Origin of the sequence: Amycolatopsis sp. cmx-11-51, from assembly GCF_047608665.1 — a bacterium.
Taxonomy (GTDB): Bacteria; Actinomycetota; Actinomycetes; order Mycobacteriales; family Pseudonocardiaceae; genus Amycolatopsis.
On record NZ_JADNQO010000015.1, the window covers coordinates 122836 to 148850 of the forward strand.

General features: G+C 69.8%; 5 protein-coding genes and 3 pseudogenes. All 8 read right to left on the minus strand.

The genetic code is table 11. The annotated features are described in order from the left end of the window. Positions 1 to 8: 8 nt before the first annotated feature. On the minus strand, positions 9 to 17657 hold the full coding sequence (locus ACM6LU_RS33200; RefSeq protein ID WP_414941779.1) for a non-ribosomal peptide synthase/polyketide synthase: 17649 nt from the start codon (positions 17655 to 17657) through the stop codon (positions 9 to 11). Positions 17658 to 17729: 72 nt separating this feature from the next. Further along, positions 17730 to 19022: a serine hydrolase domain-containing protein gene (locus ACM6LU_RS33205; protein WP_414941780.1), complete on the minus strand. Its 1293-nt coding sequence runs from the start codon at positions 19020 to 19022 to the stop codon at positions 17730 to 17732. 2266 nt (positions 19023 to 21288) lie between these two features. Further along, a complete protein-coding gene (locus ACM6LU_RS33210) occupies positions 21289 to 22263 on the minus strand; it encodes a glycine betaine ABC transporter substrate-binding protein (protein ID WP_414941781.1) in 975 nt (324 codons plus the stop codon). 28 nt (positions 22264 to 22291) lie between these two features. After that, on the minus strand, positions 22292 to 23200 hold the full coding sequence (locus tag ACM6LU_RS33215; RefSeq protein WP_414941784.1) for an ABC transporter permease: 909 nt from the start codon (positions 23198 to 23200) through the stop codon (positions 22292 to 22294). A gap of 66 nt (positions 23201 to 23266) precedes the next feature. After that, positions 23267 to 24055 (minus strand): annotated as a pseudogene (locus tag ACM6LU_RS33220) (ABC transporter ATP-binding protein); the annotation flags it as partial. An 84-nt stretch (positions 24056 to 24139) separates the two neighbouring features. After that, a pseudogene (locus ACM6LU_RS33225) lies at positions 24140 to 24658 on the minus strand (ABC transporter permease); the annotation flags it as partial. A gap of 278 nt (positions 24659 to 24936) precedes the next feature. After that, positions 24937 to 25764: an APH(3'') family aminoglycoside O-phosphotransferase gene (locus tag ACM6LU_RS33230; protein ID WP_414941782.1), complete on the minus strand. Its 828-nt coding sequence runs from the start codon at positions 25762 to 25764 to the stop codon at positions 24937 to 24939. A 51-nt stretch (positions 25765 to 25815) separates the two neighbouring features. Next, positions 25816 to 26015, minus strand: a pseudogene (locus tag ACM6LU_RS33235) (IS630 family transposase); the annotation flags it as partial.

Here is a 26015-nt window from a genome sequence, read left to right on the forward strand (position 1 = left end):
CGATGTCCTCACGCTTCCGTTCCGGAGGCGAGGTTTTCCAGCTCGCCCAAGATGAGTTCCTCGACCGTTCCGGCCAGTCCGGCGACAGTGCGCGCGGTCAGGACGTCGGCCGGGGTGAGTCGTACGGCGAACAAGGCACTGGCCTTGGCCGCGATGTGCAGGCTCCGCAGCGAATCCCCGCCGAGAGCGAAGAAGTTGTCGTCGGCGCCGATCCGGTCAACGCCGAGGACGTCGGCCCAGATCCCGGCGAGCGCCTGTTCGGTTTCGGTCTCCGGTTCGACGTGCTCGGACTCCGGCACGACCGGCGCGGGCAGTGCCTTCCGGTCGAGTTTTCCGTTGGCACTGACCGGGATCCGGTCCAGTGCGACGAACGCCGATGGCACGAGATATTCGGGCAGCGCTCCGGCCAAGGAAGCGCGAAGGGTGTCCTCGTCGGCGTCCGAGACGACGTAGGCGACGAGTTGTTTCACACCGGGCTGGTCCTCGCGGACCACGACAGCGGCCTGCGTCACGGCGGGATGCCGGGCCAGCACGGCCTCGACCTCGCCGGGTTCGACGCGGAACCCGCGGAGCTTCACCTGGTCGTCGGCCCGGCCGAGGAATTCGAGGGTCCCCTCACCGGTCCAGCGGACGATGTCGCCGGTGCGGTACCTGCGCTGTCCGTCCGGTCCGGCGAGGAACCGGTCGGCGGTCAGGCCGGGAAGGCCCCGGTAGCCCCGGGCGAGACCGGCACCGGCGACGTACAGCTCCCCCGGTACTCCTGGCGGGACCGGGCTCAAGCCCGGATCCAGGACGTAGGCGCGGGTTCCGTCCAGCGGCCTGCCGATGGGGATCCGGTCGGGCACCGTCTCGTCCATCGGATGGGCCGTGGCGAAGGTGGTCGTCTCGGTTGGGCCGTAGCCGTCGATCACCCGCAACCCGGGACAGGCACCGAGCACTCGCCGCACCGCCTCGGCGGGCACGACGTCCCCGCCGGTCCACACTTCCCTCAGTCCGGCGAAGCAGTCCGGGGTTTCCTGTGCCAGCACCCGGAACAGGCCGGCCGTGACCCACATCGCGGTCAGGCCGTGGTCGCGGATGAGCGCCTTCAACCCGGGCGCGTCGAGAGCACCGACCGGCGCGGTGACGACGCGGCCGCCGGTGAGCAGCGGCACCCACACCTCGTACGTGGTGGCGTCGAAGGCGGCCGGGGAATGCAGCAGGACCCGTTCGTGTGCCCCGCCGCGGAATCGGCTGTCCGTGGCCAGGGCGGCGACGTCGCGATGCCGCACCGCGACACCCTTCGGTGCCCCGGTGGACCCGGACGTGTACATGACGTAGGCCAGCTGGTCGGGATCGACGGTGACATCAGGATCGCCGTCCGCCTCGCCGTCCACAGAGGACAGTCGAATGGTGTGCGGATGCGGATAGTCCGTATCGGCGACGACGAACCGAACGCCGTCGAGCAGTGATCGCCGCCGTTCGGCCGGGGCGCGGGTGTCGAGCGGGAGGTAGGCCCCGCCCGCCTTGACCACGGCCAGTTCGGCCACCACGGTGCCTGCCCTCCCGGTCGCGAGACCGACGGGTTCCTCCGGCCGCAGCCCGAGGCCGATCAGCCGGTTGGCCAGCCGGTTCGCGCGCCGGTTCAGCTCGGCGTAGGTGACTTCCTCGCCGTCCAGGACGGCCGCGACCGCGTCCGGCCGGGCGCGGACCTGCTCGCCGAACATGTCCGGCAAGGACCGGGCCGCGGGTTCCGCACCGGTCGCCGTCCACTCGGCCAGCTGCCGCTCGTCGTCCGGGGTGAGCATGGAGATCGCGGTGACCTTCCGGTCGCCGTCCTCGGCCAATTCGCGAAGCAGCGTGAGCAGATGGCCGGCCAGGCGGGCCGCCGTGGCGGGGTCGAACAAGGCCGGGTCGTAGCCGAGGTCGACGTTCAGCTCCCGGCCCGGTGAGGCGACCACGGTGAGCGGGAAGTTCGTCGTCTCCCGCGCCGAGAGGTCGCGCACGGTGAGGCCGTGCCCGGCTTCGGCGTCGGTGATCGGGTAGTTCTCGAACACCACCAGGCTTTCGCAGAGGTTCACCCCGCCCGGCAGCTCCGCCCAGCCCTGCACCAGCGCGAGCGGCAGATGGCCGTGACGGCGGGCCTCGGCCTGCGCCGCCTGCAGGTCCGCGAGCCAGGAGGCCACCCGGGCGCCGCGGTCGACCTCGACCCGGACCGGAAGCGTGTTGATGAAGATGCCGGTGATCTCGTCGACCCCCACGACCTCGGGTGGGCGGCCGGAGACCGTGGAGCCGAACACGACGTCGTCATGCCCGCTGTAGGCCGCCAGCAGCAGGGCCCAGGCCCCTTGCAGGACCGCGTTGTGGGTGAGGCCGTGGCGTTTGACGAACGCGTCCAGCCTCGAGGTCGCGGCCTCGTCCAGCCGGACGGGCAGCCAGTCGGAGGAGCACGGGATGTGCCCGGCCGCCGGTGTCCGATCGACGGCGACCGGGGTCGGACCGTCGATTCCGTCGAGGGTGCGACGCCAGAAGCGTTCGGCGTCCGTCCGGTCGAGGCCGCCCAGCCAGGCGAGGTAGTCGCGGAACGGCGGCCGGGCGGGCAACGGCTGCCCGGCGTAGGCACCGCAGACGTCCGAAAGGACCTGGAAGACGCTCCAGCCGTCGAGCAGCACGTGATGGAACGTCCACAGCACCTGGACTTCGGTCGCCGAGATCTTCGCCAGCGTCACGCGCATCAGCGGGGTGACGGCGAGGTCGAGGCCTTGTTCGCGATCCTCGGCGAGCAGCCTTCGCAGGGCACCGCCGTGGTCGTCCAGGCCGGTCCAGTCGAGATGGCGCACCGGAAGCCGCACCGCGCGGCTCACGATCTGCAGTGGCTCCTCCACCCCGGCCCAGACGAACGCCGTCCGCAGTACCGGCGTCCGGTCCACGACCCGCTGCCACGCCTCGGCGAGCCTGGCGGGATCGGTGACGCCTTCGAGCACGAAGGTCGCCTGCTCGACGTACATGCCTTGGGCCGTCTGCGACAGCCCGTGAAACACCATGCCGCCCTGCATGGGCGTGAGGGGGTAGATGTCCTCGACCGTGCGGCCGTCGCCCGCCAAGGAGTCCACTGTGGACTGATCGAGAGCGGCCAGCGGGAAGTCCGATGGCGTCCGGCCGCCTGCTTCCGGTGCGGCGCAGTGCGCGATGATCTCGCGCAAGGCGGTCAGCATCCGCCCGGCCAGGTCTTCGACGAGGTCACGGTGATGCCGGGTGGTGACGTGTGCCCACGTCAATTCCAGCGTCCCGGCCACGACGCGGCCGACGATGTCGAGGCTGTGGGCGACAAGGGCAGCCGGGTCGACGTCGGCGTCGAGAGCGCCGGCCCGGAACACGCCGTCCTCGGCGTCGTCGAAGCGGCCGAGGTAGTTGAAGCCGACCTGGGGATCGATCTCCGGCGCGGTACCGGTCAGATAGCGCAGGGCGCCGTAGCCGATCCCGCGCCGTGGCACGGCTCGGACCTGCTCCTTCACCGACTTCAGTGCCGCGCCCCACCCGTCCGGGACGTCCAGCGCGACCGGGAACATGCTGGTGAACCAGCCGACCGTGCGGGAAAGGTCGACGTCGTCGAACAGTTCCTCGCGGCCGTGGCCCTCCAGGTCGAGCACCGGGATCTGCCCGGTCCAGTCCGTCAGTACGCGGCCGAGCGCGGCGAGCAGGACGTCGTTGACCTGCGTGCGGTAGACCTCGGGCACGTCCCGCAGCAGGGCGCGGGTCTCCTCGGCGGTGAGGCGGACGGTCACTTCGCCGACGTCGGCGATCGTGGCCTGGTCGGTTTCGTCCGCGGATAGCGCTGGAATCCCGCGCCAGTGCGCCAGTTCGTCGTCGAAACCGCCCGAAGCCGCGTGCTCGGCGAGCCGTTCGGCCCACGCGAGGTACGACGTCGTCTTCGGCCCGAGTTCCCCACCGCGATAGGCGGTCTCCAGGTCTTCCAACAGAATCCGCCAGGAGACGCCGTCGACGACGAGGTGGTGCGCGGCCAGCGTCAGCCGCCGTCCGTCGAGTACCGCCGTCAGCAACGGACCTCGTTCGAGGTCGAAAGTGATCTCGTCGGTGAGCAGTTCCGCCGGCCCCACCGGTTCGCCGTGCTGGACACCGTCGTCCCCGAACCGCAGCCGCAGGCCGTCGTGGTGCGCCCAGACGGTTTCCAGCGCGCGACGCAGCGCGGTTTCGTCGATGTCCTCGGTGAACTCCAGCACCACCCGCTGGTCGAACCGTTCCGGTTGCGTGGCGAAGTACCAATGCTGGATCGGCGTCAGCGGCGCCGACCCGGTGACCGGCCCTTGCTCGGCACGCGGCCCGGCGTCCCCGCCGGAATGAGCGGCCAGCGCGGCGAGCGTCGGATGCCGGAAGACGTCGTGCGGCAACAGGATCAGCCCCGCACGGCGAGCCCGTGACACCACCTGGATGCTCAGGATCGAGTCCCCGCCGAGTTCGAAGAAGTTGGCTTCGGCGTCGATCTCGGACACGCCGAGCACGTCCGCCCAGATCCCGGCCAGTGCCCGTTCGGCCTCGGTCGCGGGCGCGGTCCGGACGGCCGTCCGGCCGAAGTCCGGGGCAGGCAGGGCGTGCCGGTCGATCTTCCCGTTGGCGTTCAACGGGAAGCGGTCGAGCCGGACGAACGCGGCCGGGATCATGTAGTCCGGCAGCGTCCTTCCGAGGAATTCGGCGAGGTCGTCCGCGTCGCCGGTGAGATAGGCGACGAGCCGTTTGCTCCCGTGGTCTTCCCTGGTCAGCACCGCGGCCTGGCCGACACGGGGATGTGCGGTCAGCGCGGCCTCGATCTCGCCGGGTTCGATCCGGAACCCGCGCACCTTGACCTGTTCGTCCGCGCGGCCGGTGTACTCCAGTTCCCCGCGCGCGTTCCAGCGGACGAGGTCGCCGGTGCGGTACATCCGCTCCCCCGGCGGGCCGAACGGGTCGGGCCGGAACCGGTCGGCGGTCAGCCCCGCGTCACCGTGGTACCCGCGAGCCAGCCCGGCCCCGGCGACGTGCAGCTCTCCGGACGCGCCCCGCGGTACGAGCCGCAGATCCGTGTCGAGGACGTAGGCCCGCATGTTGTCGAGCGGCTTCCCGATCGGCACGGCCGCGGGCACTTCGCCGGGAATCCGGTGCGAGGTGGCGAAGGTCGTCGTCTCGGTCGGGCCGTAGCCGTCGACGACCACGATGCCAGGGCACGCCTCCCGTACTCGCTGGACCGAGCCAGCCGGGACGACGTCGCCGCCCGCCCAGACCTCGCGCATGCCCCGGAAGGTCTCCGGCGCCTCCTGCGCGAGAAGCCGGAACAAGCCCGCGGTGAAGAACGCGCCGTGGACGTCGTGTTCGGCGATGACACGCCGGAGAGTGTCCACGTCGAGGTCGCCGGGCGGCGCCAGGACGACGGTGCCGCCGTTGAGGAGCGGGACCCAAAGTTCGTACGTCGAGGCGTCGAAGGCGGGCGAGGCGTGCAGCAGCACGCGTTCGTGCGCGGCGAACCGCCGGTCGGCGGCCAGGGCGACGACGTCACGCTGGCGTACCGCCACGCCCTTCGGCTTCCCCGTCGAACCCGACGTGTACATCACGTACGCGAGGTTGTCCGGCGCCGCGACGGGAAGCGGCGCGTCCACGGTCCGGCCGTCCGGGACGACAACCTGTCCACTGTGGACTTCACTGGCGGAAGCGGCCCGGGTCTGGCCGGTGACGAGGATCGGCACGCCGTCCAAGAGGGTTCTCAGCCGTGGCGCGGGAGCGCGGGTGTCGAGCGGCAGGTAAGCCGCGCCCGCCTTGATGATCGCGAGTTCGGCGATGACCAGGTCCGGGGAACGGTCCATGAGCACCCCGACGGCCGTTTCGGGCCCGGCGCCGAGGGACGCCAGGTGCCGGGCGAGCCGGTCGGCGCGCTCGTCCAGCTCCGCGTAAGTGAGGCGGACGTCGTCGCCGGTGAGCGCGACGGCGCCGGGTGTACGCGCGACCTGCCTGGCGAAAAGCTCGGCGAGGCTGCCCTCCGGTACCGGCTGGGCGGTGTCGTTCCAGGTGACGAGCAGCTGATGACGGTCCTCGGCCGTGAGCAGGTCGATGTCATCGAGCGACTGGTAGAGGTCCGCCGCGAAGGCGTCGAGAACGCCCGTGAGCTGACGGGTGATCCGCTCGGCGGTCGCGGTGTCGAACAGGTCGGGGTCGTAGCCGACGTCGAGGGTCAGCCGCTCCCCCGGCGAGGCGACGACGCTGAGCGGATAGTTCGTCGTCTCGGCGGCGTCGACGTCGCGCAAGCGCAATCCTTGCGCCGCACCGGCGGCGGCGTCGACCGGGTAGTTCTCGAAAACCACGATGCTGTCGAAGAGGCTGCCGTCGGCGCCGCTCCACGCTTGGAGCTTCGTCAGCGGCAGGTGCCCGTATCTGCGGGACTCCACCTGCCGCGTTTGCAGTGCCGCCAGCCAGTCCGCGACGGAAGACCGGTCGACGCCGACCCGTACCGGCAGCGTGTTGATGAAGATGCCGGTGATGTCGTCGGCTCCGGGCAGTTCGACCGGGCGGCCGGACACGGTGGTGCCGAAGCAGACGTCGCGTTCTCCGGAGAGCCGCGAGAGCACCAGCGCCCACGCGCCCTGCAGGACGGTGTTCATCGTCAGCCCCGCCCGGCGTGCGGCGTCGCCCAGCCGCGCGGAGTGTTCGACCGGCACCCGCACCCACCGCGCCGAGCGGCTGCTGTGCGCTTGGGCCGGAGCCCGGTCCACCGGAAGCCGGGCAGGGGCGACGAGATCGCCCAGTTGGCCACGCCAGTGTCGTTCCGCGTCCGCGTCGTCCTGGCGGCCGAGCCACGCCACGTAGTCGCGGAACGGCGGCCGCTCGGGCAGTTCGTCACCGGCGTAGGCGGCGAAGACGTCGGACAGCACCCCGAAGACGCTCCAGCCGTCGAGCAGGAGGTGGTGGAACGTCCAGAGCACCCGGGTTTCCGTGTCCGAAAGGCGGGCGAAGGTCAACCGCAGCAGCGAGTTCCCGGCGAGGTCCAGCCCTTCGGCCCGGTCTTCCGCCAGGGCGTCCTGCCAGGCCCGCTCGCGTTCGGCGGGGGTGAGGGAGCGCCAGTCGTACTCGGTGATCGGGACGGTCACCTGACGGCGCACGACCTGCACCGGTTCCGGCACGCTCTCCCAGGCGATCCGCGTACGCAGGACAGGAGTGCGGTCGACGACCCGCTGCCACGCCCTGGCCAGCGCCCCCACGTCGCCGGCGCCCTCGAGCACGAACGAGACCTGCTGGAAGTACAGGCGTTCTTCCCGCTGGGACAGGGAGTGGAACACCATCCCCGCCTGCATCGGGGTGAGCGGATAGACGTCTTCGACGGCACGCCCGTCGCCGACCAGCGAGTCCACTGTGTACTGATCGAGCTCGACCAGCGGGAAGTCGGACGGGGTCCGGCCGCCCGCGCCAGGCCGCGTGCAGTGCCCGATAATCTCGCGCAGCGCCGCCAGCATGTCCGCCGCGAGCCGGTCCACAGTGGACTTTCGGTGCACACCTTCGGCGTAGTACCAGGTCAGTTCGAGTTCGCCGCTTTCGACCCGGCTGACGACGTCGAGCAGATGCGCCCGCGCCGAACGCTCGCTCTCGTCGGATTCCAGCCGACCGGAGCCGAACTGGCCGAGGTAGTTGAAACTCACCTCGGGATCGATCGACGGCGCGGTGCCGGCCAGGTACCGCAGGGCGCCGTAACCGATTCCGCGCCGCGGCACCGCGCGCAACTGTTCCTTCACCGACTTCAGCGCGGTGCCCCAGTCGTCGGGAACGTCCAGCGCGACGGGGAAGACGGTGGTGAACCAGCCGACCGTCCGGGACAGGTCGACGCCGTCGAACAGGTCTTCACGGCCATGTCCTTCCAGGTCGATGACGGGGATCCCGCCCGTCCAGTCGCGCAGCACGCGGCCGAGCGCGGTCAGCAGGACGTCGTTGACCTGCGTGCGGTAGGCCGCGGGCACTTCCCGCAGCAACGCTTCGGTCTCGTGAGCGGGCAGGCGGACGGTGACCTCGCGCATCGAGGCGATCGTGGACTCGCCTTCGCCGTCGACCGGGATCGAGGTGCTGCCGGGCAGGCCGCGCCAGTGGTCCAGTTCGTCGTCGAACCCGCCATCGGCGGCGTGCTCGGTGAGCCGGTTCGCCCACTCTTGAAAGGACGTGGTGCGCGGGCCGAGGTCGATCGGCTCGCCCTTCAGCGCCTGGGCGTAGCCACGATCGAAGTCCTCGCCGAGCACCCGCCACGAGACGCCGTCGACGACGAGGTGGTGCACGGCGAAGGTGACGTCGTGTTCGGAGATGTCGAGCCGGATCAACGGCGTCTCGGCACCGACGGGACCGTTCTCCTGGTGCTGCCCGCCGTTGTCGTGGGTAAAGCGCATCCGCAGGGCGTCGTGGTGCTCCAGCAGCGCGTCCACGGCCTTGCGTGCCGCGTCGGGGTCCACCTGATCAGGTCCTAAGTGGACGAACTGGTGGAAGTGCTCCGGATCGGCGGTCTGGGTCGCGAAGAACCAGCGCTGGATCGGGGTCAACGGGACAGGCCCGCCGACCGGGCCGCGTTCGACGGCCTCGGTGGCGGTCCGCGCCGCGACGGCGAGCGCCGCCGGGGTGCGGTGATCGAACAGGTCGCCGGGCAGGAGTTCTAGCCCGGCGCGGCGGGCACGGGACACCACCTGGATGCTGAGGATCGAGTCGCCGCCGAGTTCGAAGAAGTCGTCGGTGGCGCCGACCCGCTCGACACCCAGCACCTCGGCCCAGATCCCGGTGAGCAGACGTTCGCGGTCGGTGCGCGGCGCCACGTGGTCCCGGACGCCGAAGTCGGGCGTGGGCAGCGCGGTGCGGTCGAGCTTGCCGTTGACGTTGACCGGGAACTTCTCCAGCCGGACGAACGCGGCCGGGACCATGTAGTCCGGCAGGGTCCGCCCCAGGAAGTCCGCCAGTCCTCCGGTTTCGCCGACGACGTAAGCGACCAGCCGCTTCACGCCGCCGTCGGCGCGGGCCAGCACGGCCGCCTGCTCGACGCCGGGATGCTCGCCCAGTGCGGCCTCGATCTCACTCGGTTCGACGCGGAAGCCGCGGATCTTGACCTGTTCGTCCACCCGGCCGACGAATTCGAGGACGTCCTCGTCGTTCCAGCGCACGAGGTCGCCAGTGCGGTACATCCGCTCCCCCGGCGGCCCGTAGGGATCCGCGACGAACCGCTCGGCGCTTGACCCCGGCCGTCCGAGGTAGCCGCGCGCCAGCCCGGCCCCGGCGATGTGCAGTTCACCGGGTGCGCCGGGCGGGGCGAGCCGCAGGTCGTCGTCGAGGACGTAGACGCGGGTGTTGTCGAGCGGGCCGCCGATCGGGACGACGTCGGGGATCTCGCCGGGCAGCGGGTGCACGGTCGCGAAGGTGGTGGTCTCGGTGGGGCCGTAGACGTCGGCCACCAAGGTCCGCGGGCACGCGGCCCGCACCCGGCGCAGCGCGACGGCGGGCACGGCGTCGCCGCCGGTCCACACCTCCCGCACGCCGGCGAACATCTCCGGTGCTTCTTGCGCGACGAGCCGGAACAGGCCGGTGGTCATGAAGACGCCGGTCACCGCGTGCGTGGTGAGGATCCGGCCGAGAGTGTGGACGTCGAGGTCGCCCGGCGGGGCCAGCACGACCGTGCCGCCGTTCAGCAACGGCACCCAGAGTTCGTAGGTCGAGGCGTCGAAAGCCTGCTGCGAGTGCAGCAGCACCCGGTCGTGTGCCGTGAAACGCTGGTCGGCCGCGAGGGCGAGGACGTCGCGATGCCGGGCCGCGACGCCCTTCGGCTTTCCTGTCGACCCCGAGGTGTAGATGACGTAGGCCAGCTGCTCGGGATCGGTGGTCACGGCGGGCGGGGTCGCCGGGAAGTCGTCGGCTTCGGTGACGATCACCCCGCTGTGCACTTCTCGGGCGGTGGCCAGCCAGGTCTGGTCGGCGACCAGGACGTCCGCCCCGGCTTCGCTGAGGAGCAGCCGAAGTCGTTCCGCCGGTGCGCGCAGGTCCAGTGGCAGGTAGGCGCCGCCTGCCTTCACGATCGCGAGTTCGGCCACGACGAGCGCGGGCGAACGGTCCATCAGCACCGCGACCCGGTCTTCGGCCAGGACGCCGAGGTCACGCAGCCGGTTGGCCAGGCGGTTGGCCTGGACGTCCAGCTCGCCGTAGGTGACGGTCTGTTCGTCGGTCACCAGCGCGATCGCGTCCGGGTTCCGGCGCGCGTGTGCCTCGAACAGTTCGGGCACCGTCCCGGCGGGCACCTCGGGAGCCGTGGCGTTGCGCTCACGGAGGAGGTGCCGCAGTTCCGGTTCGGACAGCATCGGTACCCGCGTCACGGGCTCATGCGGTGCCACGGCGAATTCGCGGAGCAGCGTTTCGAGATGCGCGGCGAGCCGTTCGGCCAGCTCCGGGCTGATGAGCTCGGGATCGTGGTTGAGCACCAGGGAAAGCCGCTGCCCCGGATAGGCGACGACACCGAGCGGGTAGTTGGTGCGTTCGGCCGCGCGGACGTCGCGCAGCCCCGGGAGGTCCGCGACCGGGTAGTTCTCGAAGACGATGATGCTGTCGAACAGGCTGCCGCCGGTCTCGCTCCATGCCTGTAACCGGGGCAGGCCGACGTGCCCGAACCGGCGCGATTCCGCCTGTGCCGCCTGCAAGTCCCGCAACCAGTCGGCGAGACCGCGTTCGGGGTCGAGCTTCACCCGCACCGGCAGGGTGTTGATGAACAGGCCGGGGATGTCGTCCGCGCCCGGCAGTTCGACCGGGCGGCCGGACACCGTTGCGCCGAAACACACCTCGGACTCGCCGCTGTAGCGTGAAAGCAAAGTCGCCCAAGCACCTTGGACGATCGTGTTGACGGTCAGGCGATGCCGCCGCGCGAACGCGTGGAGTCCGGCGGTCGCGGCGTCGTCGAGTTCCACCGGGACGCGGGCGGTCGAGCTGGCCGAGTGGGCGCGGGCGCCACGGTCGCCGGGCAACGCGGTCGGTGTCACCCCGGCGAGTTCGGCCCGCCAGTGGGATTCGGCGGCGGCGTCGTCCTGGTCGGCGAGCCAGGCCGCGTAGTCACGGAACGGACGACGGCTCGGCAGCTCGTCGCCGTGTAGCAGGGCGAGGACGTCGGAGAGGACACCGAAGACGCTCCAGCCGTCGAGCAGGACGTGGTGGAAGGTCCAGATCACCCGGACCGAAGTGGCCGAATCCTTGGCGATGACCAGCCGCATGAGTGGCCCGCGGGTCAGCTCGATCCCCACGGCGAGGTCTTCGGCCAGCTTTCGCCGCATCGCCTCGTCGGCGTCCACTGTGGACCAGTCCGGATAGGACACTGGGAGGTCGGCGGCGCGAAGCACGATCTGCAACGGCTGGGGTACGCCGTCCCAGACGATCCGGCTGCGCAGCACCGGCGTCCGCGCCACGACGCGGTGCCAGGCCGCGCCGAGCGCTTCGGGATCGGGAACGGCGTCGAGGGTGAAGGAGATCTGTTCGAAGTAGTTCCGGTCGCCGGGCTGGGCGAGGCCGTGGAACACCATGCCCGCCTGCATCGGGGTGAGCGGGTAGACGTCCTCGACGTCGCGGCCGTCGCCGACCAATTCGTCCAGGGTGGACTGGTCGAGTCCGGCGAGGGGGAAGTCCGCCGGAGTCCGGCCGCCCGCGCCGGGTTCGGCGCAGTGCCCGAGTATTCCGCGCAGGTTCTCCAACAGGTCATCGGCCAGCCGGGTGACGGTGGCGTCGTCGTGCACGCCTTCCGCGTAGTGCCAGGTGAATTCGAGGGTGTCGCCGTTGACCTGGCCGACCACCTCCAGCAGATGCGGGCGGGTGTCGCCGGGATCGGCGTCCAGGGTCAGCTCACCGTGCAAGCCGGTGTAGAGGTCACCAGGCAGGTCGAATTGCCCGAGGTAGTTGAAGCTGATCTGCGGGTCGACGGCCGAGGGCATACCCGTCAGGTACCGCAGGGCGCCGTAACCGATTCCCCGCCGCGGAACCGCCCGTAGCTGTTCCTTCACGGCTTTGAGCGCCGCGCCCCACTCTTCGGGCACGTCCAGCGCCACCGGGAACAGGCTGGTGAACCAGCCGACCGTCCGGGACAGGTCGACGCCGTCGAACAGTTCCTCGCGGCCGTGGCCCTCCAGATCGATCACCGGCACCTGGCCGGTCCAGTCCCGCAGCGTCCGGCCCAGCGCCGTCAGCAGGACGTCGTTGACCTGCGTCCGGTAGACCTCCGGCACCTCCCGCAACAGCGACCGCGTCTCCGCGGCGGTCAGCCGGACGGTGACCGCGCGCGACCGCGCGACCGTGTTGGTGCCGGTTCCGTCGACGGGGATCGGGGCGGCGGTCAGCCCGCGCCAGTGCTCGAGTTCGTCGTCGAACCCGCCGGCCTCCGCGTGCGCGGACAGCCGCGCGGCCCACTCGAGGAAGGAGGTCGTCCGCGGCCCGAGGTCGGCCGGTTTTCCCTGGAGGACCTGGTGATAGGCCTGGTCGAGGTCTTCGAGCAGGATCCGCCACGACACCCCGTCGACGACAAGGTGGTGGGCGGACAGGCGCAGCACCCGGCGCTCGGGCGGGCCGGAGAGCGACCAGTGCAACAGCGAGTGGCCGTCCTCGACGCCGTTGTTGTGCAGTCGCCACTGGTCGCCGTCTCGGGTGAACGTCGTCCGCAGCGCGTCGTGGTGCCGGGTCAGGGCGGCGATGGCGGCGGCGAGCGCGTACTCGTCGGCGCAGTCCGCCAGGTCGACCGCGATGACCTGGTCGAACCGGTCCGGGACCCGCACGGTGTCGAAGAACCAGCGCTGGATCGGGGTCGGGACGACGTCGCCGGACACGGGTCCATGGTCGGTGAGGGCGACCGCGTCGGCCAGGATCGGAGCGAGGGCCGCGATGGTCTGATGGCGGAACAGATCGGCCGTGGTCAGCGCGAATCCTGCCCGCCGAGCGCGGGCGCTGACCTGGATGCTGAGGATCGAGTCACCACCGAGGGCGAAGAAGTTGTCCTCGACGCCGACCCGGTCAAGGCCGAGCACCTCGGCCCAGATTCCCGCGAGCACGGCTTCCCGCTCGGTCCGGGGCGCGACACCGTGGGCGCTCGCGGACTCGAACCGCGGTTCCGGCAAGGCGCGCCGATCGACCTTCCCGTTGGCGCTCAGCGGAAGCGCGTCGAGAACGACGATCGTCGACGGCACGAGGTAGTCCGGCAGGGTTCGTCCCAGCGTGCCGCGGAGAGCGTCAGTGTCCACTGTGGAGGCTTCGGCGGCGACGACGTAGGCGACGAGGTACTTGCGGCCGCCGGTGGCTCGCGCCAGCACCACCGCTTGCGCCACGACGGGTTCGGCGGTCAGCGCACGTTCCACCTCCGCCGGTTCGACCCGGAAGCCGCGGATCTTGACCTGATCGTCGCCGCGGCCGGCGAACTCGAGGGTTCCGTCGGTGCGCCACCGTCCGCGGTCGCCGGTGCGGTACATGCGTTCGCCGGGAGCGCCGAACGGGCAGGCGACGAAGCGGTCGGCGGTCGCGCCCGCCCGGTCGACGTAGCCCCGGGCGAGCCCCGGTCCGGCGACGCAGATTTCGCCCAGCGCGCCGCGCGGTACCGGTCGCAGGCCTTCGTCGAGCACGTACACGCGCATGCCGGTCAGCGGCGTCCCGATCGGGATCACGTCGGGGACCCCGGCAGGCGAGGCCATGCGGAACGCGGTCGCGAAAGTCGTGGTCTCGGTCGGGCCGTAACCGTCGACGACCGCGACGCCAGTGCAGCTTTCCAGTACCCGGCGCACCGCCTCGGGCGGGACGACGTCTCCGCCGGTCCAGACTTCGCGCAGACCTCGGAAGCACTCCGGCGTATCGACGGCGAAGAGCCGGAACAGTCCGGCGGTGAGCCACAAAGCGGTGACGCCGTGCCGTGCGGTCAGCTCGCGGACGACGTCGGCGTCGACGTCCCCCGGAGGCGCGACGACCACGGTGCCGCCGTTCAGGAGCGGGACCCACAGTTCGTAGGTCGAGGCGTCGAAGGCCAGCGGCGAGTGCAACAGCACGCGTTCGTGGGCGCCGCCGGTGAAGCGCGGGTCGGTGGCCAGCGCCACCACGTCCGCGTGCCGGACGGCCACGCCCTTCGGCTCCCCGGTGGACCCCGAGGTGTACTCGACGTAGGCCAGGCCTGCCGGGTCGATCGCGAGGCCGGGCGCGGGCTCCTCCCCCTGGTCGGGAAGGACCAAGATCCGTCCATTGTGGATGGTGCTCGCGGTGCCTTGCCAGGTCTCGTCGGTGAGCAGGACCGACGTGCCGTCGAGGAGCAGCCGGAGCCGGTCCGCCGGGGCACGCAGATCCAGGGGCAGGTAGGCGGCGCCCGCCTTGAGGATCGCGAGTACCCCCACGACCAGGTCGGCCGAGCGGTCCATGAGCACGCCGACGCGGTCTTCCGGCCGCACGCCGAGACGGACCAGCCGTCCGGCGAGCCTGTCGGCCCGGGAGCGCAATTCGCCGTAGCCGAGCCGCTCGTCACCGAAGAGCACGGCCGGTGCGTCCGGCCGAAGTCCGGCTTGGCGATCGAACAGCCGCGTGAGGGTTTCCGCCGGGGCGGCGTCCGGCGGGAGCGGATCACCCGAGGTGAGCAGCGGTAGGTCACCCACGCGTCGGGCGGGGTCGGCGGCGATACCGGCGAGGAGGGCATCCAGGCTCGCTGTCAGCTGCTCGATCGTCTCGCCGTCGAAGAGCGCGGTGGCGTATTCGACCGTGATCCGCAGGCCGTCGTCGTGCGGCCAGAACTCGATCACCAGATCGAACCGGGCCGACGGGCGAGGCAGCTCGTATTCGCTCACCCGCAGGCCACCGGCTTCACGGGGACGGACCAGCGGGCTCTGCAAGACGACGACGGCTTGCACCAACGGTGTTCTCGACGGATCGCGTTCGGGCTGGACCTCCTCGACGACCCGGTCGAACGGCACGTCGCCGTGCGCGAACGCCTCCAGCACCGTCTCCCGGAGCCCGGCGAGGAACTCCGGGAACGCCTGAGCCCGGTCGATCTGGGAGCGCAGGACGAGGGTGTTGACGAAGAAGCCGGTCAGGGCTTCCCATTCGGCCCGGTCACGACCGGCGACGGCCGTGCCGACGGCGATGTCGTGCTGGCCACCATAAGCGGACAGGAGCAGTTGCACGGCCGCGGTCAGCGTCATGAACAGCGTCGCGCCGTGCGGACGTCCGGCGGCGGTGAGGCCGCGGACCAGGTCGGCGGGCAGATCGTGGCGGTACACAGCGCCTTCGGTGGAGCGCTGAGCGGGCCGCGGCCGGTCGGTCGGCACCGCGAGCGGCTCGAGACCGTCGAGCGCCTCGCCCCAGTACCCGAGCTGACCGTCGTCGTCGGAACGCTCGCGCCAGAGTGTGTAGTCGCGGTAGCCCAGTGACAAGGGCGGCGGGGTGATCCCGGCGTAGAAGTCCATCAGCTCGGCGGTCAGGATCCCCATCGAGCGGCCGTCGGTGACGATGTGGTGCTGGCACAGGACGAGCAGGTGCTCGCCGGGCGCCTGCGGGTACAGCACGGCCCGGGTCAGCGGTCCGGTGCGCAGATCGAACGGCGCGCTGAGCTCAGCGGCGAGCGTGGCGTCGTCCGCGGGTGATTCCGCGACACGCAACGGGATCTCGCCGGTCTCGGCGATCCGCTGGACACCCTGGCCTTCAAGGGATGCGAAGGTCGTCCGCAGTGACTCGTGGCGGGCGCAGAGTGCTTCGAGCGCGCCGCGCAGGGCTTCGAGGTCCAGCGGGCCGGACAGCCGGAGCCCGACGGCGGTGTTGTACTCCGCGCTGGCTCCGGCGAGTTCGTCGAGGAACCACAATCTTCGCTGGGCCGGGGACAGCGGAAGGACGTTCGAAGGCGCCGTGATCGGAATGGCGGCCTCTTCGCGCTGGGGCGCCTCGTCGAGCAACCGTGCCAGCTCTGCGACGCTCGGGGCGTCGAACACCGTCCGGGCGGACAGGTCCGCGCCGAAAGTCCGGCGCAGGCGCGACAAAGCTTGCACGGCGAGGATCGAATCGCCACCGAGAGCGAAGAAGTCGTCGCCGGCCTCGATCCCGGTCACCCCGAGCACGTCCGCCAGGATCGTGGCCACGGTGCGTTCTGTTTCCGTCCGCGGTGCGACGCCCGCACGGACTTCCTCCGGCGGCGCGGGCAGCGCGCGGCGGTCGACCTTTCCGTTCGCGCTCAACGGAAACTCGTCGAGGACGACGAACGCCGACGGCACCATGTAATCGGGCAACGCCGCTGCCGCCGTCTCCGCCAGATCTCCGAGTGCCTCCCCGGCCCGGGCGACCACGTAGGCGACCAGCCTTTTGACGCCCGGCCGCTCCTCGCGGGCGACGATCACGACCTCCCGCACCCCGGGAGCGGCGGCGAGCACCGTTTCGATCTCGCCGGGTTCCACCCGGAAGCCGCGGATCTTGACCTGCTCGTCAGCGCGGCCGAGGAACTCCAGCTCCCCGTCGTCGTTGTACCGCACCAGGTCTCCGGTGCGGTACATCCGTTCGCCGGGCTCGCCGTCCGGATCCGCCACGAACCTCTCCGCGGTCGCGCCAGGCCGGGCCCAATAGCCCCGCGCCAGCCCTGCCCCGGCGAGGTGCAGCTCCCCCGGCTGCCCCGACGGCACCGGGTCGAGGACGTCGTCGAGGACGTGCGCGCGGACGTCGTCCAGCGGGCGGCCGATCGGCATCACGTCGGGCACACCGTCCACAGAGGACACCGGGTGTACCGACGCGAACGTGGTGGTCTCCGTCGGGCCGTAGCCGTCGACGACGGTCAGACCGGGACAGGCGCGCAGTACCCGCCGCACGGCGCCGGCGGGAACGACGTCACCACCGGTCCAGACCTCGCGGACCTCGTCGAAGCTGTCCGGTGCCTCCTGCGCCACGACGCGGAACAGACCCGCGGTCAGCCACAGTGAGGTGACGCGGTGCTGGACAAGGATTCCTCGCAGCGCCTCGACGTCCAGGTCGCCGGGCGGCGCAATCACCACCGTCCCGCCGTTGAGCAAGGGAACCCACAGCTCGTAGGTGGAGGCGTCGAACGCGGCCGGGGAATGCAGCAGCACACGGCGGTGCGCGTCACCCGCGAACCGGCTGTCGGAGGCCAGCGCCGCCACGTCACGGTGCCGCACCGCCACCCCCTTCGGCGTCCCGGTCGACCCCGACGTGTGCATCACGTACGCCAGCTGGTCCGCGTCCACCCTTGGCGGAACCGAATTCCGCTCCGGAAGCGGCTGCCCGGCGATGACGAGCTGTCCACCGTGGATACCGGCGGCCCGTTCGGGCTGATCGGTGATCAGCACCGAAACCCCCGCCGAAGCCAGTGTCGACCGCGACCTGGCATCGGGAGCCCGCCGGTCGAGAGGGACATAGGCCCCGCCCGCGATCACGATCGCCAATTCCGCCACGACGAGTTCGGCCGACCGGTCGACCAGCAGCCCGACCCGGTCTTCGGCGCGCACGCCCAGCCGGATCAGGTGAGCCGCGAGGCGCTCGGCCCGCTCCGCCAGCTCGGCATAGGTCAGGCGGCCGTCGGCACCGTCGACGGCGATCGCCTGCGGTGCCGAGCGCACCCTGGCCGCGAACAGTTCCGGCAGGGCGGCGGTTCTCTCGGCGTCGGGGGCGCCGTCCGTCGTGTCTTGCACGGTCATCGTCTTTCGCACCTTCCAGGCACAACAAGGAGTCCCGCCCGGGGGCGAGAAAACGGGGTGGGGGAACGTCACTCAGCGGCGCCGGGCGAGGCGGCCGCCGACTTCGATCGCGGTCGCCGCGCCGAGCGCGCCGCGCAACCGGCCGCAGGGCGTGACGCGGCCGGTGGCCGGATCGCGGACCGTGAAAGCGGCGTCCTCGTGAAGCGTGCAGTCCGCGAAGGTCTCGCCGTCGACGACGAGGACGGCACCGCCGTGGTCGTCGGGGCGGATCGTGTAGTCGATGGCACCGTTGCGGTAGGTGCCGAAGTCACCGGCCGGGAACGGCACCGGCCGGGTCACGGTGAGGGGGCGCTGGACCGGGAGCGCGAGGCCGAGTGCACGCAGTTCGGGAAGCAAGTCCTGCCAAAGTCCCGTGCCCGCGGCGCCGTTGGCCGTGAACGCGACCACGCAGGCACCGGCCTGATCTATCCTCAGGTGACAAGAAGTGCCGTCGGCGGTGCCATCGTGGCCGAGCCAGAGGTCGTCATCGCCCTCGTACAGCGCGATTCCGAGGCCCCAGCCATCGGCGAGGCCGAACGGATCCGCGGCGGGGACCCGGCGATGCATGTCCGCGGCGGTCACGACGTCGAGCAGGCCCGGCTTTCCCAAATGGACCCGGCCCAGTTCGATCAGGTCATCGGCACTGAGTGCCAGCGCGCCGGCGGGTTCGAGCATCGGCGGCAGTGCCTGCTCGACAGGACGGGCACCGCCCGGTCCCGTCGCGTGCCCGGAGACGGTGCGTGCGCCGCCGTCGTAGGCGGGCTCTATCTCCAGTGGACGCAGGAGTATCGCCTCGACGGCTTCACGCCAAGTCATCCCGGTCACCGCCTCGATCAGCGAACCGACCAACGCGTAGCCAAGGTTCGAATAGGAGAACGCCGTCCCCGGTGGGCAGACGGGCACCGCCGCGCGGATTTCCCGCAGGCACGCGCTGGTGACGTCGGCCGGATCGGACGGCAGGCCACTGGTGTGGCTCAACAGGTTCCGCGGCGTGATCCGGCCGGAGACACCGGAGACACCGAGCACTTCACTGACGGGCTGATCGAGTTCCAGATCGTCGTCGGCGACGAGCACCATCACGACCGTCGCGGTGGCCAGCTTGGTGACGGAACCGGTCGGCACAGCGGAGGACGCTCTCATCGGTCTCTGTCTGTCTTGGTGTTCGACACCGGTCTGGACCACTGTCTTCACACCGTCCTGCAGCACGGCGAGCTGAGCTCCCGGGACGCCGTGCTGAGCCGCCAGGCGGTTCAGCACATTCTGAAGATCCCCTGCCCGCACGAGTTGCGGGCTCGGGCATTCGTAGCGTTCTCGTACGGACGGCATGAATCCTCCAAAATCAACAGGAAACTACGAGGTGGATAACCGCGGTCTTCAGCCGCGTCACGTTCCTTGCTCCCCCTGCCCGCGGGACTTCTGAGTCCACATCGGGCTGGAAACAACACGCTGCCGGGCACCGGAGATCGTCAGTACCGCCAATGGTGGGAACGCCCGGCCGGCCGGAGAACACCCTGACGTCACACAAGGTAGCAATTCAACCGCGATTATTCATTGAACAGATGTCAATTCGCCGCATATCGTGGAATGGTGGCGCGCACCACACTCCGCAGAAGGCAAGAACAGTGCAACGTGCCTGCCGATCGCCAGACACGCAGGAGCGTGAATAACACCAGTCGTTTCACTTACCGGGCAGGCGCCCGGCTGAACAATCGAGCAAACCCCCTCTCTTCGAATTCTTCCAGTTCAGGCCGCCTCGCGTCGCACATCGCTTCGAGGTGGCGCCTGCTGGTTCCCGCGAGGGCGGCGGCTCAAACGTGAAACCCCAGGAAGAGGTGGTCGCAGATCATCTTCTTCCCGTCAGCGGGGCCACCAACTGCGTAAACAAGAACATGATCTTGCCGACCGAAATTCTCACGTTTCGGGCCGCACGGCCATGCGCACGTGCACCGGCTCGTGCGCCGTCGGAATAACCTTGCTTTCGACACGTTATCGATCAACTCGAACTTTGAAAAATGCGGAAATTCGCACTTTCACCCGATTGCCTGTAACGGATCAGCAGACGCCGTTCACCCGACTATCGTCGCTTGCCTGAGCGGCCGCTTGTTGGTAGTGGGACACTTCCCGCTTCGTGGCAGGGGACGGCGGGTTCGAGCCGGTCTTCGGCTGAACCTCTGGTGAATCGGTGTCGACACAGAAGGCGTCCTCGCCGGATTCGGGCGATGCCGGGCCCATCGGAGGCGAGTTCCCGGGCAGCCGAAGCCGGCAACACCGCAATCCAAGAGCCGCCGCCGGCCTTGAGTGATCGAGGGAACGAACTCAACTGGCAGTTCGGAAAAATCCCACGCAAGAACATTGTCCTCACTCTTGTTGGTCAGGACTTCGCAAAGAAGCTGTATCGCGGTCCGGGGTGTTCACGCCATTCGTCCGCGCCCTGAGAGAGTGGCAGATGCTGCTCTATGCCTGGCTGGGCCCGCTGACCTGTACCGGCCCCGGCAGGCAGGTCTACACGGACCACATTGTCGAAGTTCGATGTTGGAGCGACGTGGCAGGGACATGTCCTCGAGCACGATGTGGTGTCTCTCGGGCCGTCACCGGACGGAGCAGTAAAGCCGCTTCCCCTCGTCGGTGGCGGTACGAGCCAAGGCAGCCAGCTCCGCGAGGTGACTGATCACTTCGTTCTCCTCGATGAACACACCGTCTCGATCTCGGTCACCTGACGCCGTTCGCCAGCGTTCTTGCACACTGTGCCCGGTAAAGAGGCTTCCCCACTCGATCACGGCGTCCACGGGATCGTGGACACCCACGGGAACGCGGTTGACCGCCCCGGGTGGACCCAAGCCCTTGACCCCAGTCGCTCACGTCGCGGGCAGGGGCTGAACCTGCCGGGTGCCCTCGTAAAACCGAGGTGCTCGCGCCATTCGTCCGGGCTCTGATCGTGGTAGGCGATCCTCCAGCGGCCGGGGTCGCTGGAGTCGGTGATCCAGCAGAACGTTCCGCCCTGGCCGCCGGATCCGAACGGCAACAGGCCACCCGGTTCCGGGTAGAGGCCGTACTCGACGTCGTCGAGTTGGACTTGAATCTAAGCCAAGCATGTTCGCCGACCACGGGGCTGTCGATATCGATGCGACGAAATATGTCACCCGGGAAACGGGTCACGAGTTCTTTGTAGTCGGTCGGTAATGCCGTACCGAGTTCGCGCTCCACATCGCTCCAACGTTTTTTCGGCGTGAACTCTCTGTCCCAGCCGACAAGGTCAGCGATCTTGTCGACAACCGGTGGGGTTTCGGCGTGGGACATCGACTCTCTCCCGAAGGGCAGCGGAACACAGGGGCGGTCTGGACGCGGGTGTCAGCATCGGATCTTGGTGGCGTTCCCAGCGGAAACCAGACGCACCTGCGGCGCGCACTCAAAAGCTTGGAGAGCACGATGTCCGAGCCAGAGCGCACCAAGACCCCCAAGGCACTCAGGCAGTTTCGGCAGGACGTCAACTCGCCGAAGACGCAGAAGCGGAACAAGTTCGCCGCCCAGTGGTCTTTGGCCGCTACGAGACGCTCGAACGCTGATCAAGCCCTGTCCGGACCCCGCCGACGGTTCAGCTGATGAAGCCCGCCGACTTGAGCCAGTCGCGGGCGACCGTCACGGACTTTTGGCCGTCGACGCTGACCTTCTTGTTCAGGTCCGTGAGCGTCGCGGTGTCGAGCTTCGCGGCGATCGGCGTGAAGACTTGCTCCAGCTGCGGGTATTTTTGGGCAAGCGGAGTGGCGATGGTGATGGCGGGGTTGTACGTCGGGAAGAAGTGCTTGTCGTCCTCGATCACGGTGAGGTGCTGCGCGGCCACGCGCCCGTCGGTGGAGGCGACCGAGCCGAAGCCGCAGGGGTCCCCCTTTCCGATGCTCGGGTAGACGACGGCGTCGTTGAGCAGGTGCACCTGCGGGTCGGGCAGGGTGAACCCGTAGGTCTTCGCCAGGCCGGGGAACCCGTCGTCCCGGCTCTTGAATTCCGGGCCCATACAGGTCGAGGCCGCGGCCGGGTCCCGCTTCACCAGGGCCGCGTAGTCGGACAGCGTCTTGACGCCGGTCCGGGCCAGTGTCGCCGGGTTGCCGGCGAGGGCGTAGGTGTCGTTGGCCGGCGAGCGTGCCCACCAGGTGACGCCGTTGGCGGTGTCGGCCTGTTTGACCGCGTCGTACTGCGCCTGCGGGTCGCTGATCGGCTTGGTCTGATTGAGGTAGCTGATCCAGGCGGTGCCGGTGTATTCCCAGTACAGGTCGACCGCGCCGCTGGTGAGCGCCTGGCGGACGTTGCTTGAACCGGTGATGTTGGTCTTGTCCTGCGGGCTCGCCCCGGCCGCCTGCAGTGCGACGAGGGCGATCTGGCCGAGCAGCAGCTGCTCGTCGAACTCCTTGGAACTGACGCGGATCTGGACGCCGTTCAGCGCGTCGATCTTTTTGATGGATCCCGCGCCCACCTTGGCGCCGGTCTCGTCCTTGCCGATCGTGCAGCCGGCCGCGAGCGCCACTGCCGCGACGAGCGCGAGCGCAGTGGCGGTCGCGCGCTGGAGCATCCGCATGGGTTGGTCCTCCTTGAAGTCGGTCGAGCTAACTGCCGCGCGGGTGCAGGATCTCCTCGGCGACCAGCCCCAGCCAGTCGACGAAGAGTGCCAGCACGGCGACGATGATGCCGAAGGTCAGGCTCAGGATCGGGCGGTACAGCCCGATCCCGGCGACAAGCCCTCCGCCGAGACCACCACCGTCGATGAACGTCGCCAGCGTCGCGCTCGCGACGGTGAGTACCAGCGCGGTCCGGATCCCGGCGAGAATCACCGGGACGGCCAGCGGCAGTTCGATCCGCCACAGGATGGCCGCCTTGCCCATGCCCATGCCGCGAGCGGCGTCGACAAGGGTCGGGTCGACGCCGTCGAGCCCGACGATCGTGTTGCGCAGCACCGGCAAGGTCGCGTAGACGACGAGCGCCGTCACCGCTGTCGCGGTGCCCGTGCCGATCCAGAGCGCGAGCAGCACGACGAGCCCGATCGACGGGATCGCCTGGCCGAGGTTGCCCAGCCCCAGGCCGATGGGCCGGGCCCAGCGGGCGCCGGCGCGGGTGAGCAGGATGCCGAGCGGGAGGGCGATGGCGATGGTGCACGCCGTCGAGATCACGGTGAGCCGCAGATGCTCGCCCAGTTCGGTGTGGATCTCGCCGGCGTTGAGAAAGCGCTGTTCGATCGAGTCGATCGGGTGCGCACGCACGATCATGAAGAGCGCCAGCAAGGCGAGGATCAGCAGAACCGGGCGCACCAGCAGCCCGAGCCGGCGGCGGCGAGGCCGCGCGGGCGGCGTGGTGTCCGGACCCGGCCCAGGCGCCTCCTCGGCGTCCGGGATCGCGGGCGCCGGTGCCTCGTCGGCGGGCCGGAGCGCCGCGACGAGGCTGGGCACATCGCACACCCCCTGCGGCTGCGCGGTGCCGTCCTCGGTAACCATGACCGCGGTGCTGCCGGTCCGCACCATCACGTCCAGCACGTCCCGCAGGGTGGCGTCGGGCCGGACCGGAGGCAGGCCGTCCGGCCCGGCCGCCTGCCGGAGGTCCAGGTCACCCACCCGGATCAGCGCGAGCCGCTTCAGATTCCGCTTCGAGCCGACGAAGCTCGCGACGTAGTCGTCTGCCGGCGCGGCGAGGATCGCCTGGGGCGTGTCGTACTGAGCGATCACCGACCGCGGCCGAAGCACGGCGATCCGGTCGCCGACCTTCAGCGCCTCGTCGAAGTCATGGGTGACGAATACGATCGTCTTGCGCACTTCCCGTTGCAGGCGAAGGAATTCGTCCTGCAGCCGGGCGCGCGTGATCGGGTCGGTGGAGCCGAACGGCTCGTCCATCAGCATGACCGGCGGGTCCGCGGCCATCGCCCGCGCCACACCGACGCGCTGCTGCTGACCGCCGGAAAGCTCACGCGGGTACCGGATGCCGTGCTCGCGGGTCAGGCCGACGACGTCGAGCAACTCGCGCACGCGGTCCGCGATGCGTCGTCGAGTCCAGCCGAGCACCCGCGGCACCACGCCGATATTGGCGTCCACTCGCAGGTGCGGGAAGAGCCCGATCTGCTGGATGACGTAGCCGGTGTTGCGCCGGTGTTCGTCGAGGTCGAGCGCCGACACGTCAGTGCCGCCGATCGTGACGACGCCCGCGGTGGGCTCGACGAGCCGGTTGATCATCCGCATGGTCGTCGTCTTGCCGCACCCCGACGGACCGGTCAGCACGACGATTTCGCCCGCGGGGATTCGCATCGTCAGGTTTTCGACCGCCGGTACCGCTCGTCCGGGGTAGAGCTTGCTGACGTTCCGCAGCTCGATCGTCTCACCGCCCATTCCGGCGGCTCCCCCCGACGTCGCCGAAGCAGCCGCTCGGCGGACACGGGGACGTCGCCGTGTGGTCAGCTTGCCGACCACCACGAAGGCCAGGTCGAACAGCAGCGCCAGCACCATGATCCCGAGCGTTCCGGTGAGTACCTGGTTCAGGGAGTTGACCGAGCCGAACCGGCCGAGCCCGTCGAAGATCTCGTTGCCGAGGCCGGGGCCCTTGACATACGCGCCGATGGCCGCGATACCGATCGTGATCTGCGTCGAGACCCGGATGCCGGAGAGGATCACCGGCCAGGCGAGCGGCAGGCGCACGCGAAACAGCAGTCGTACGCGGCCGAACCCCATACCGCGCGCCGCGTCCACCACGGCCGGATCGACGCCGCGCAGCCCGACGATCGTGTTGCGCGTGATCGGCAGAAGTGCATAGAGCACCAGTGCGAACAGGACATTCGTCAGCCCCAGCCCGAACGGGCCGATCAGGATGCCCAGCAGCGCGATCGACGGGACGGTCAGGAACGCCGCCGTCGTCGTGGTCGCCATCGCGCCGAGCCACCGCCGCCGGTAGGTGAGCAGGCCGATCGTCATTCCGACCAGCACGGCCAGTGCCATCGCCGCCAGGGTGAGATCCACGTGCAGGATCGCGTCGTTCACGACGTCGATCCAGTTCTCTCGGAGGTACTCCGACAGGCTCAGGGTGCCGCTCCTCGACGTCGCAGGGCAGAAAACAGCCGACCACGCCAGGTTCGGCCGGGTCTCAGCCCAACATGTCCGCGGGGCTCCTGTCCACAACTCGACGTAAAGATTCGCCACGGCTCGACCCGACCGCGGCCGAGGACACCCCTGCTCGGGTGCGAGTGCGCCGAACGGGCCCGCTCAGACCCTACGTGCTATCCCCAGGTGAGCGGGTCGAGATGGAGGTAGAACCGTTGCCGGTCGGTGTCGAGCGTGATCCCGTGACTACCGGCGAGGGCGTCGTCGGCAGCGATCGCTTGGTTCTCGTCATCCCAGATTTCCCGAGCGTTGGCGAGCAGCAAGGCGATGTCAGCATAGGGATCCGCCCGGCCGAGGCGACCAAGGTCGATGAATCCCACGAAGTTCGGTGCGACCGGGTCGAGGATGATATTGGGCAGGCAGAGGTCGCCGTGACAGACGACGGTGTCGGTAGCTTCTTGCACGAGGCGGCGATCGACTTGCCCGGCAAGTTGCGCGAGCAGCTCGGCGGGCCGCGTCTGCTGCTGGTCGACTGGTAAAAACTCCGGGTTGACCTTGTCACGGGCGACGACGTTCTGGGCGATGGCGAACATCTGTGCCAGGTCTCTGCTGAACGGACATTCCTTCGCTGGCAGCGCGTGCAGACCTCGCACGCCCTCAATGATGGACGGCCATGCTCTCCAGAGCGCCTGAGCAGGCAGGCGGTCCGCGGGCACGCCTTCGACGGTGCTGGTCACCAGATATGCGCCGCCGGCGTCGGCGCTCCATTCGAGCACCTCGGGTCCTGGGATGCCACTGACGCTGAGCCAGTCCACACGGTCCCGTTCCTGTTCCAGGAGACCCTGCTGCTCGCCCGTGACGCACTTGGCGTACCGCGAGCCGTCGGCACTGCGAAAGACATAGGCGCCGGACTGTCCATTCGTGACGGGCTTCCACCCGCCGGGATGATGCCGGGCGAGCAGGAACTCCCACTCGCGGACCGGTGACCCATGCACGAAGATCATTGTAGTGCGCGGCCCGCTAGTGCTGTGACCACATAGGTTGGCCGGGTTGGTTTAGGCGGCGTGGGTGGCGCGTTGGCCCCAGATGTGCTGGCGTTCGCTGCGGACGCGTGCTCGTTCGCGGCGCTGGGCTGCGAGGACGTCGGGGTGCCGGGCGTTGGCGTTGCGCCAACGTAGGTAGTCGTGCAGGGCGCGGGTCGCGACAGTGTGGTTCGGGTGGTTCGATCCGGCGACGACGAAGGTTTTCAGCGGCC

What these genes read in the sequence shown, in the direction of transcription:
- ACM6LU_RS33200 (WP_414941779.1), bottom strand. Translation starts at nt 17,657, where the DNA reads ATGACCGTGCAAGACACGACGGACGGCGCCCCCGACGCCGAGAGAACC.
- ACM6LU_RS33205 (WP_414941780.1), bottom strand. Translation starts at nt 19,022, where the DNA reads ATGCCGTCCGTACGAGAACGCTACGAATGCCCGAGCCCGCAACTCGTG.
- ACM6LU_RS33210 (WP_414941781.1), bottom strand. Translation starts at nt 22,263, where the DNA reads ATGCGGATGCTCCAGCGCGCGACCGCCACTGCGCTCGCGCTCGTCGCG.
- ACM6LU_RS33215 (WP_414941784.1), bottom strand. Translation starts at nt 23,200, where the DNA reads ATGGTGCGGACCGGCAGCACCGCGGTCATGGTTACCGAGGACGGCACC.
- ACM6LU_RS33230 (WP_414941782.1), bottom strand. Translation starts at nt 25,764, where the DNA reads ATGATCTTCGTGCATGGGTCACCGGTCCGCGAGTGGGAGTTCCTGCTC.